This is a genomic window from Microtetraspora sp. AC03309 (assembly GCF_020826795.1).
Classification (GTDB): Bacteria; Actinomycetota; Actinomycetes; order Streptosporangiales; family Streptosporangiaceae; genus Microtetraspora; species Microtetraspora glauca.
The window spans coordinates 1-1,232 of record NZ_JADDIL010000208.1; the positions used below are offsets into that span (position 1 = coordinate 1).

General features: G+C 58.6%; 1 protein-coding gene. It reads right to left on the reverse strand.

What is annotated here, in order from left to right; translation table 11 throughout:
- Window positions 1-76: 76 nt before the first annotated feature.
- Window positions 77-1,039 carry an IS30-like element ISPpu17 family transposase gene (locus tag IMZ11_RS42350; protein ID WP_004577240.1) on the reverse strand — a complete coding sequence of 321 codons (963 nt, stop codon included), beginning with the start codon at window positions 1,037-1,039 and terminating at the stop codon, window positions 77-79.
- Window positions 1,040-1,232: the final 193 nt, after the last annotated feature.

Sequence of the window (1,232 nt, forward strand, 5' to 3'; positions counted from 1 at the left end):
GGATTATTCATGACGATGCTCCATCGTTACTAACCGGCAGTGGTATAGCACCCGGATGCGGTTTCGGCACCTGAATTCAACACATAAGTGCAACGCTCACCCCTGTATGCACTTCGTACGGCGTCTTCCAGCCCAAGCGCTTGCGCGGGCGTAGATTGATCCTCGCTACTGTCCGATTGACGGCTTCGACGGTCAGCTTGCTGAAGTCGCTGCCCTTGGGGAAATACTGGCGGAGCAGACCGTTGGTGTTTTCATTGGTGCCACGTTGCCAGGATGAATAGGGGTCTGCAAAAAAGACCTGGCACTGGCTCCGTAGCGCGATGCGTTCATGCCCGGCAAACTCCCTTCCGTTATCCAGCGTCAGCGTGTGAGCGGCATGGCCCTGAAGCATCAGATTGATCGCCCGCGTTACCTGCCGGCGCGTTCTGCGCTTGACCGGATAGGCGCTCAGATAGCCGCTTTTGCGATCAACCAGGGTCACCAGGTTACCGCCCAGTCCATGTACCGTATCGCCCTCCCAGTCCCCCAGGCGCTCGCGGCTTTCGACCTCGGCTGGGCGTTCACTGATTGACACGCGATTACGCAGCTGCCCGCGCCGATCGTGGCTTCCATAGCGTTTCCGGTAGCGCTTTCGGCGATGTCGCAGATAGGTATAAAGCTCACCACCGGCGCGCTGTTCGGCGGCAATGAACCGATAAATCCACTCATGGCTGACCGCCCGGCTTGGCTGCTCCTGCTTCAACCGCTGGGCGATCTGCTCCGGACTCATGCCATGCTTGAGCCACACCGGGAGATGATGGCTGAGCCATGTCGCCGGCTTGCAAAACTTGCGCGCACCCGCTCGACGAGCATCACTTTCATGGGCCGCAGAAACAGCCTTGTAGATATTCTGGGTGCTGTTGCGGCGAACCTCGCGACTGATCGTCGAGGGATGCACGCCGACCCGCTTTGCAATGCTCGCCTGGCTCTCTGCGGCGCTCAAGCCAGCCTCAATCTGGTAACGTTGTCCCTGAGTCAGCTGCCGGTAATGCGTAGTCATCTGCGCTTGAATCCTTCGGTGTGAGAGCCTGGATTCTACCGGTGGCTGGCTCTCTGCCTCTCGTTTCAAGCGTTGCGCTTATTCTATGAATTCAGGCTCCTTGACTCCGTATTTGCGGTGGATCCAGTCGACCAGCTTGGCCTGCGGATAGCCCATCAGCCAATAGATCACCGCCATCGCGGTCAGCATTTCC